The organism is Lysinibacillus sp. NPDC059133, assembly GCF_042755925.1.
GTDB lineage: Bacteria > Bacillota > Bacilli > Bacillales_A > Planococcaceae > Lysinibacillus.
Genome location: NZ_JBHZDH010000097.1, coordinates 1 through 8,371, shown reverse-complemented (window position 1 = coordinate 8,371; position 8,371 = coordinate 1). Strand labels below are relative to the sequence as shown.

General features: G+C 33.7%; 10 protein-coding genes. 4 read left to right on the top strand and 6 right to left on the bottom strand.

Translation table 11 applies throughout. From position 1 onward, the window contains the following. Positions 1-208 precede the first annotated feature (208 nt). Positions 209-430, top strand: a complete 222-nt coding sequence (locus tag ACFXN8_RS25855) for a hypothetical protein (protein WP_386848253.1) — start codon at positions 209-211, stop codon at positions 428-430. Between the two features lie 101 nt (positions 431-531). Here ACFXN8_RS25855 and ACFXN8_RS25850 read toward each other — a convergent pair whose 3' ends face one another. The 3 genes from ACFXN8_RS25850 to ACFXN8_RS25840 form a co-directional block, all read right to left on the bottom strand. Next, positions 532-675: a hypothetical protein gene (locus tag ACFXN8_RS25850; RefSeq protein ID WP_386848252.1), complete on the bottom strand. Its 144-nt coding sequence runs from the start codon at positions 673-675 to the stop codon at positions 532-534. Positions 676-1,096: 421 nt separating this feature from the next. Continuing rightward, positions 1,097-2,116, bottom strand: coding sequence for an ABC transporter permease (locus ACFXN8_RS25845; protein ID WP_386848251.1), 1,020 nt, complete (start codon positions 2,114-2,116; stop codon positions 1,097-1,099). Further along, positions 2,113-2,841, bottom strand: coding sequence for an ABC transporter ATP-binding protein (locus ACFXN8_RS25840; RefSeq protein WP_376078901.1), 729 nt, complete (start codon positions 2,839-2,841; stop codon positions 2,113-2,115). The genes ACFXN8_RS25845 and ACFXN8_RS25840 overlap by 4 nt, the downstream gene beginning before the upstream one ends. Positions 2,842-3,282: 441 nt before the next feature. On the opposite strand from ACFXN8_RS25840, the gene ACFXN8_RS25835 reads away from it, so the two are divergent. Continuing rightward, positions 3,283-3,882 (top strand): TetR/AcrR family transcriptional regulator, encoded by a 600-nt coding sequence (locus ACFXN8_RS25835; RefSeq protein ID WP_386848250.1) that lies wholly within the window; start codon positions 3,283-3,285, stop codon positions 3,880-3,882. Positions 3,883-3,941: 59 nt separating this feature from the next. On the opposite strand, the gene ACFXN8_RS25830 is transcribed toward ACFXN8_RS25835, so the two are convergent. The 3 genes from ACFXN8_RS25830 to ACFXN8_RS25820 form a co-directional block, all read right to left on the bottom strand. Then, positions 3,942-4,739 (bottom strand): ABC transporter permease, encoded by a 798-nt coding sequence (locus ACFXN8_RS25830; RefSeq protein ID WP_386848249.1) that lies wholly within the window; start codon positions 4,737-4,739, stop codon positions 3,942-3,944. After that, entirely contained in the window at positions 4,736-5,629 is an 894-nt protein-coding gene (locus ACFXN8_RS25825; protein ID WP_386848248.1) for an ABC transporter ATP-binding protein, read from the bottom strand. The genes ACFXN8_RS25830 and ACFXN8_RS25825 overlap by 4 nt, the downstream gene beginning before the upstream one ends. Positions 5,630-5,833: 204 nt before the next feature. Continuing rightward, complete coding sequence (locus ACFXN8_RS25820) at positions 5,834-6,733, bottom strand: hypothetical protein (RefSeq protein ID WP_376078906.1); 900 nt, start codon at positions 6,731-6,733, stop codon at positions 5,834-5,836. 228 nt (positions 6,734-6,961) lie between these two features. Here ACFXN8_RS25820 and ACFXN8_RS25815 point away from each other — a divergent pair, with 228 nt between their 5' ends. Together ACFXN8_RS25815 and ACFXN8_RS25810 are read left to right on the top strand one after the other, a co-directional pair. Continuing rightward, the gene (locus ACFXN8_RS25815) at positions 6,962-7,528 is read left to right on the top strand and encodes a class I SAM-dependent methyltransferase (protein ID WP_376078908.1); all 567 of its coding nucleotides are present in this window, start codon (positions 6,962-6,964) and stop codon (positions 7,526-7,528) included. Beyond that, entirely contained in the window at positions 7,528-8,121 is a 594-nt protein-coding gene (locus ACFXN8_RS25810; RefSeq protein WP_386848247.1) for a DedA family protein, read from the top strand. The genes ACFXN8_RS25815 and ACFXN8_RS25810 overlap by 1 nt, the downstream gene beginning before the upstream one ends. The last annotated feature ends 250 nt before the right edge of the window (positions 8,122-8,371 follow it).

Genomic DNA, 8,371 nt, shown 5'->3' with positions numbered 1-8,371 from the left:
TGTTTCAAAATTTTATTAAACAAAAAGGTGCATTATTGGAAAATTATTGAGTTGCTTATGCAGCTCTTTTTTTCTTTATTGAACTAACGAAGCAGTTTAGTTGAATAAGGTACATATTAGAGGGTGTTGTAAATTATGGTAATATGGTAGAATAAACCATATTAAAAGATGCGGAAAAATGTTGGCGATTTGATAGGAGGTTGAACATATGAATGATAAGAAGAAGGGGAAATTACAAATCTCGGTAATAATTATAATGATATTACTATTGGTTGCGGCGTTTGTTTTATTATTCTTAGGTCATTACAGTGTGGCATTTGTTTTATTTGGAATTTTTATTGTGATTATTATTTCAATTAGTAATTGGATAGGAATTAAAAATACAGAATACGTTTATAGCAAAAGCCATAAGAATAATAATAAATGGTAATTACACTTAGGTACGCCTAAGCTACTTAAAATTAAGTTTGTGAATAAATGTACTTAAACAAACGGAGGTGTTAATTAAAGATCATTGAGTGGCATAGGCAGCTAAGATGTTGCAGAACTCTTATCAATTCTCCTTAAACAATCATGGTAGTAATCCGTTAAAGGTAGAAATGGCTGATTTCCTTTGAATACAAGTAACTGATATTTATTGTCGATATGTTTCGGGCAGTATTCATACCAATACATTTATTAACCTCACAAAATAGAAATTTTATTTTTTTATTTTTCTGTAAATTATTTAATCGTTTATTGAATCAATAGAAATGAAAGCAAAATAAAAAACGTACACCACAAAATTGAATTTAGTAATGTACATTTTTATAATATGTGCAACATTACAAACAAGTTATGATGTAGTAAACTATCATGTACATTTGCTTGTCTTTAATATTACAGAATATATACTCTTTCTTTTTAAAATTTTAAAACCCCCTAGATAAAAAAAATCTAGGAGGGGAGTTATGAGTTTATACAACTTCATACAACCGTATTAAATTAGCACAAAATATAAAAGGTCCAACTATCATCATAGTACACACAATTACTATTTGTAAAACTCTGCTACTTCTGAATTTAGAGGTAGTTTTTTTGTACCAATACTTTTTGATTATAATGATCGATATTTTTTTAGACTTGCAATATTTAATGTAATAAATACAAAAGCGAAGCAAGCAAGAATTGCTAAGTCGGCTAGAATTTCACTAAAGGAATAGCCCTTATACATAACCCCATTTAACGCGTCAGCGGCATAGTAAAGAGGCATAATTCGACCAATATTTTGCAGCCATTCCACCATATTATCCAGTGGAAAAATACCTGAAAAGAAAATTTGCGGCACAATGACAAGCGGGATAAATTGCATCATTTGAAATTCTGATGCAGCAAAACTTGATAAGAGAGCTCCTAATGATAATGAAACAAGTGCAACGACAATATTGATTAGTAGCACAAGCCAAATGGAGCCGACATGTACAATATCAAGGACATAAACCCCGAATAGAACAATAATAGTCGTTTGAATTAAAGCAAACAATCCATAGCCAATCATATAACCAGCAACAATTTCAGAACGTTTAATCGGTGTTGCTAGTAAGCGCTCCAATGTTCCTGAAGTTCGTTCTTTTAACAACGCTATACCTGTAATTAAAAAGACGAAAAAGAACACAAAGAAGCCTGTTAGCATCGGGCTAAAAATATCAAAAATAGCGGTATTTTCATCGCCATATACATAATCAGTCGTCAACTTCATCATTGCAGATTGTTCTGGCTGCAAAACCTGAGAAAGCTTCATCTTTAAAGCCTTGGCTGTTGACGGATCATCATTTAATAATGTGAGCTTCAATTGAGTTTGATGAAAGGCTAACCAGCCATCATATTTTTCATCTTTTAAACTGGCAATAGTAAAATCATCATTTTTTTCGATAACTTGAAAATCCGCCTCTTCAAGCTTTTCAATTATTGATGCAGGGCCATTTGATACGACTAGTGTCATTTCAGGTTCGTTACTATTAAAAACAAAATACATTAATGAAAGCACAAGAAGAGGGGCGAAAAATAATAAGGCGAGTGTACGTTTATCGCGTATCATTTGCTGCATAATTCTTGTAACAATTGCGCCGATTCTCACAGAGCTTCACCCCCAGCCTTTAAAAACACTTCATCAAAGTCCTTTGCCTGATAATAAGCTTTCAAATCATGTGGTGTTCCATGCGCGATAATATGACCATTTCGAAGCATAGCCAACTGGTCACAGCGCTCTGCTTCGTCCATTGCATGTGTCGTCACTAGAATTGTCTTATGTTCATCGTTTTTTAGACGAATTAACTCCTGCCAAATTTCCTTTTTCAATACGGGATCAATCCCAACAGTTGGCTCATCTAAAATCAACAACTTTGGATTTTGGATAAGGGCAATTGCAAGAGATAATCTTCGTTTCATCCCTCCAGAATAATTCAACACCTTACTATTTAAATCATCTGTTAAATGAACAAGGCTTGCAGCATAATGGACACGCTCCACACGTTCTTTTTTTGATAATCGATAGAGCTTAGCAAAAAAATGAAGATTCTCTTCACCAGTTAAATCCAAATACAGTGCATCAGATTGTGCCATATAGCCGATATCCGTTAGTAATTGCTTATGGGGGACTGTATGATTTAACACTTGAATATGACCATTGTCGGGCTTGATCATTCCCATAATCATTTTAATTAACGTCGTTTTCCCACAGCCTGAAGGGCCAAGTAAGCCAATTAGCTGTCCCTTTGGAATTTCTAAGGAAAGCGGGGCAATTACTTGTTTTTGATGAAACTTTTTTTCTATGGAATTCAATAAGATTGCACTATTTCCCATATAGCCATCTCTCCTTTACTAAACACAGTGTTGATATCTGAAATTTTAAGGCAGTGTATTAGGAATTTCAATAAACAGATAACTAAAAAGTGTTAAGTGATTATGGATTTCAACATTTTCGAGCAAGGTAAAATCAGACTGCCTAAATCACTCTTAAGATGGACTAATGCCAATTTAAATGAATCGTATTGTTTTATTTTGGGGGTTTCTATGATAGGGGTGCATTCTCGGTGCTATAGTTTTTCCCTCAAACACTTAAAAATTTTTAAAATAGCCATTTTACTAAATCTGATTAATGGAAATAACTAAGAAGAATGCCGATAAATAAGGTAACGCTGTAATGACTAGCACTATTTGACCTTATTGTGATCATTGATGTGACCATCTAACAACATTGCTAAATACTAACAGAATAAAGTGATAATACAATGGGGGTTCTAAATGTCTATTCACGATATGATGAATTTTGAAACAAAACGAGCTATAAAAAATGCATTACTTATACAAATAGAGGAAGAAGGTTTTGAAAGAGTAACAGTAAAAAATTTAGCTATTACTGCAAACATTAATCGAGGTACTTTTTATCTACATTATAAGGATAAATATGAAGTGATGGAGGATTTGCAACAGGAGCTATTAAATGAGCTAGAAAGCTATGTAAGAAATGTTCAACCACTAGATGCCTTCCACACGATAAAAACAGGTCAACTGTATCAACCGTTTATCGAAGTGTTTAAATGCATTAAAAAGCATGCAGCAGCCTTTCGAGTAATTTTAGGGGAACAAGGAAGCCCTGCTTTTAGTAAGAGGATGAAGAAAGTTTTTAGTAATCATATTTTGGACAGAATCTCTGTGATTCAAGGGGAGGGGCTTGATGCAGAATTCCAACAATATTTTGAGGCTTTTTTAACTTCCGCGATTTTAGGTGTTATTCAAGAGTGGTTAGACAGCGGAGATGAGGATTTAAATGTGGAGGAGTTAGCAATGATTCATTTTCGATTATTGCGCTTCATTGGTAATTTAGCATCTTTGAAACAATAAGGTTTAGGTCTAAGAATCTGCTTGCTCCAAGAAAGCAAGCAGATTTTTACCTTTAGCATTCATAAATACAAATCACGCTTTACAAAAACACGAATCGCCAGCATATAGCATAGCATCCCAATGACAAACAATACCCCTATCATCCAAATAGACGAGCTATCTTGAGCCATTAATTTTTCAGGTGCAAACAATGAGTAAATGGTGAAATACTTAAGCTTTTCTAAAGAACCACCCATATTACTAAGCGCTTGAGTTAAATAAAAAAGAATTGGAATTCCTGTACTATACGCATAAGAGGTTCTTAAATCCTTGCTACTGCAGGATACAAAAAAACAGTAGCCACTAATGGCAAATTGTAAGAAAAAAAGACCGATATTTAATGTCAAAAAAGCACTTATATCCAATTCATTTGGAAATAGAATCTCTGAAAATATGACTGCTACAAAAGTTGTTACTGTGAGCAGTGTAAAGATGCTAGCAACCAAAAAAAATGCTTGCGTGAAGACAATTTTAAAACGTGTATTCGGTGTCGCAATTAAGTATGCCATGGAACCATTATCGATATAGCCCATCATTAGTTTATTTGCCAACATAATAATGAAGACTAACGGCAGAACAAGTAATAAAAATCCATACAAATAGGTAGATAGAAATTCAATTAACGAATTACCTATGTTACTCATACCAAATGCTGACATCAATTCAGGCATTGTTTCGGTAAGCTTATTAAGGGTATTGCTCATTTCAGGGTTATACATATAGACAATACTAATGATATAGAGCATTAATACAGCGAGTATAATACTAAAAAGTTTAATAGTAGCTAGCATTTCATGTTTTAGCAAAGTAAAGTTCATGATTTTTCACCTCCACTTTCGTAGTAATGCATGAATATATCTTCAAGTGATTGTGAAATGATATCGAGGTCATTAATTTTATAGTCTGCTAATGTATGAAGCAATGTTTGGACATTACCCTGAATTTTTATAATTACTTGTGTTGGCCCGATCTGTTCAATTTTAAGTTGCTCGCCTAAAAAACGAGATAGCTCTTGCTCGCTTTGAAATTCTATTAAAAACTTTTTAGATTTTCGCTTTTTTAAGTCAGCAATTGTTTCCGTTGCAACAATTTTCCCAGCATTAAGGATCGCTACACGGTCACAAGTTTTTTCAATTTCTTCAATCATATGAGAGGACATGAATATGGTCGTTCCTTTTTCTTTTTCAGCTAAAATAAAATCGATAAACTTTGTCTGGATAAGAGGATCTAATCCACTTGTCGGTTCATCAAGAATGACGATCTCAGGGTTATGCATAAAAGCGCAAATGAGACCAGTTTTTTGCTTCATACCCTTTGACATTTTCTTAATTAGCACAGTGGCATTTAATTCAAAGTATTGCATGAGTTCATGAGCTCTTGTTAAATCATTTAACCCCCGCATTTGCGCAATAAATTTGATGAATTGTTGTCCAGTCATTTTATCGATAAACGCAATTTCACCAGGTAAATAGCCTACAAATGTTTGAATTTCAGCGGTAGATTGGCGACAATCCAACCCTTTAATAAAACACTGTCCTTGTGTAGGTTGTAAGAAACCCATTAAATGCCGAATTGTTGTAGATTTACCTGCACCATTGGGACCTAAAAATCCGAACACTTCACCTTTTTCGATTTGTAAGTCCACATTCTGTACACTATAAAAATCTCCAAACTTTTTAGTTAGATTATTGACTTCAATCATTGCCATACATGTCACCCCTTCGACTGTTCTTTATAATGATTATAAGGCCAATTTTCAAAAAATAAATTACTATACAATGAAACTCTAAACAGTGGGGCCAAATGGCTACTGCGATATAAAAAAAGAACATGAATGGCTTCTTTTAAAAGACTCCTTCATGTTCTCCGCAAAGTGATGACAATTTTACATGTGCCAACAGCTTGAAGATATTTATTCTCCATAATAATTATTCAATGCTACTTCTAAACGTTCTTCTAGGTACTTCGAAATATAACTCAACACAAATTGCTCTTTTTCCATCTCAATTTGAGAGGAACGAAAAAGTTTTCTGAAATAGCCTGCCTTATTTTCTATAGAGTATTGCTGTAATGCTTCTGTCCGTAATGTCGACACAATCTCATTTTCAATATGACGCTCACGAATTTTTTGAACAATATCCTTCACGCTATGCTCTTGGAGTTCTGAAATTTGTTTTTGTAAATTTTCGTTTTCTAGTTTAAGCTCTGCTGTTTCTTTTTGAATGTCTTCTACTTGAAGATCCGATTCAGAGGATACTAATTGAATTTTTTGTGCGAGAAAGTCTTGATTGATCGTCACTTGTATGGCGCCATGTTCTTCATCGGGAAGAATATTAAAAAGTCCAGTTTGTATCATTTGCTGAAGTACATTTCCAAGAACATCAACCTTATTCGCTAAATCATCAGTACCCATAGTTGTTGCAGTTATTTGATGTTTGATGAGTTGACCATTATCATCAATTCCTAGTAAAAGCTTTAAGCCTTTGACGCGGTGTTCATCTTTTAGCAGTAATATCATGCGAAGTCTTAAGATGGCGGGAAGGCTCAAACGAATATTAGTGTTTGGGCTATTCGTAGCATTATCAAAAATATACTGCTCAAATGGTTTAATATAATAGCGAAGCATCGCATCCGTTATTTCAAACCAGCTAGCGACTTCTGAAGTAGAATAATAATTTGTTTCCTCAATATGCGCTAAATAGCCGTCATTATAAAGTAATTTTTCTGAAGGTGTATTTTGTAGTACGACAAACAATGGGTCATGTTGTACAATTCCGAGTACCAATTCTTTTGCATCATTTAGTTTAAGCATCCTTTCACACCCCACTTATTTTTCCGTATCAATTATTCCTTATATAGGTTTCTATTCTACTGGAAGCAATTGTATGACTATATTGTGAGGGAAATAATTATTAGAACCAATGACCTAACAACCTTTTCTGTCTCTTAAGAAAAATTTAAGAAATCTCCTCGGAAATCTTTAAGAAATGCTCTTTATATTAAAAGTATTCAAATAATACTTTGAGCGGGGAGAAAATTTATGTTAACGTTCCTTACTGAATTTATAAAACATCCAAAAACGATAGGTGCGATTTCACCTAGTTCAAAAAAATTAGCGAAAAAAATGGTCGACCAAATTTGTTTTGAAAATGCCCGATGTATTGTTGAACTAGGTCCGGGTACGGGTTCATTTACGAAAGAATTGGTGAAAAGAAAAGAGCAGTCAACAATGTTAATTCTTATAGAAAATAATGAAATTTTTTATAAAAAGCTTCATGAACAATTTGAACATGAGCCGAGTATAATCGTAATACATGGATCAGCTGAGAATTTATGCATATATATGTCAGCATTAAATATTAAAAAAATTGATTATGTCGTATCTGGATTACCTTTTACATCATTGAATCCTGCCATTTCATCACGTATTTTGCAAAATGTAAAGGAATGCTTAGAGGACGGAGAATTTATCACATTCCAATACTCACTTGTTAGGAAATCCTTTATTCAAAATTATTTTGAGGATATTTCACATGAAAAAGTATGGATTAACCTTCCACCTGCCTATGTGCTCAGCTGCAAACTTGGAAATGTGAGGGCTAGTTAATGGGGTTACAAGATCTTTTATCATATATTGAGCAATACGGTTATTTCGCTTTATTTTTCAGCTTATGGCTAGGAATCGTGGGTATGCCCCTTCCTGATGAGATGATTGTTATGAGTGGTGGATTTTTATCATCTTTAGGAAAAATGGGTGTGTTGAAAGCTTTTGTATTAACTTATCTTGGCGCAGTTTCAGGACTTTCCTTAGGATTTATCCTTGGAAAAGTGTTTGGCCATAAAATACTTGATAAATTGGTGAAAAAGAACAAGGCTAAATATTTATTACAGTCAAAAGAACTAATAAATAGATATGGCCATTTTGCTTTAGTTATAAGCTATTTCATACCAATTGTTAGACATATACTCCCGTATTTGGTGGGTATGAATAACATGTCGTTTAAAAAATACGCTTTGTATTACTACACAGCAGGTTTTGTTTGGACATTGCTTTACTTTACACTTGGTTTATTCTTTGGAAAACACATTGAAAGTATTTCCATGCTTGCAACAAAATACGGTATATACTTTGGCGCTTTCGTCAGTATTGCAGGATGTTTTTATTATTTTTTTACACGAAAATTAAAGTCGGTATCGTAGAATGTTTTTATTGTTTTTATATACGAAAAATGAAAAAAATAGTTAAAATTAGGAACTGTAATTATTAATAGGAAGTATATTATAGAAATAGGTTGATTGAAGTGGAGACTGGGCGACTCCTCGGGGATTAGCGATAGAGGAACGAAGGCTAAAAGCATCACATCCTGTGATAACGCCTTCGTGACCAACATCGGTGCCGCTGCCGCTTCGCTTTCGCGCAAAAAACATCTGTTGGCCCGAGACCCTGCAG

What these genes read in the sequence shown, in the direction of transcription:
- ACFXN8_RS25815 (WP_376078908.1), top strand. Translation starts at nt 6,962, where the DNA reads ATGTTAACGTTCCTTACTGAATTTATAAAACATCCAAAAACGATAGGT.
- ACFXN8_RS25835 (WP_386848250.1), top strand. Translation starts at nt 3,283, where the DNA reads ATGTCTATTCACGATATGATGAATTTTGAAACAAAACGAGCTATAAAA.
- ACFXN8_RS25820 (WP_376078906.1), bottom strand. Translation starts at nt 6,733, where the DNA reads ATGCTTAAACTAAATGATGCAAAAGAATTGGTACTCGGAATTGTACAA.
- ACFXN8_RS25850 (WP_386848252.1), bottom strand. Translation starts at nt 675, where the DNA reads ATGTATTGGTATGAATACTGCCCGAAACATATCGACAATAAATATCAG.
- ACFXN8_RS25810 (WP_386848247.1), top strand. Translation starts at nt 7,528, where the DNA reads ATGGGGTTACAAGATCTTTTATCATATATTGAGCAATACGGTTATTTC.
- ACFXN8_RS25855 (WP_386848253.1), top strand. Translation starts at nt 209, where the DNA reads ATGAATGATAAGAAGAAGGGGAAATTACAAATCTCGGTAATAATTATA.
- ACFXN8_RS25825 (WP_386848248.1), bottom strand. Translation starts at nt 5,629, where the DNA reads ATGGCAATGATTGAAGTCAATAATCTAACTAAAAAGTTTGGAGATTTT.
- ACFXN8_RS25840 (WP_376078901.1), bottom strand. Translation starts at nt 2,841, where the DNA reads ATGGGAAATAGTGCAATCTTATTGAATTCCATAGAAAAAAAGTTTCAT.
- ACFXN8_RS25830 (WP_386848249.1), bottom strand. Translation starts at nt 4,739, where the DNA reads ATGAACTTTACTTTGCTAAAACATGAAATGCTAGCTACTATTAAACTT.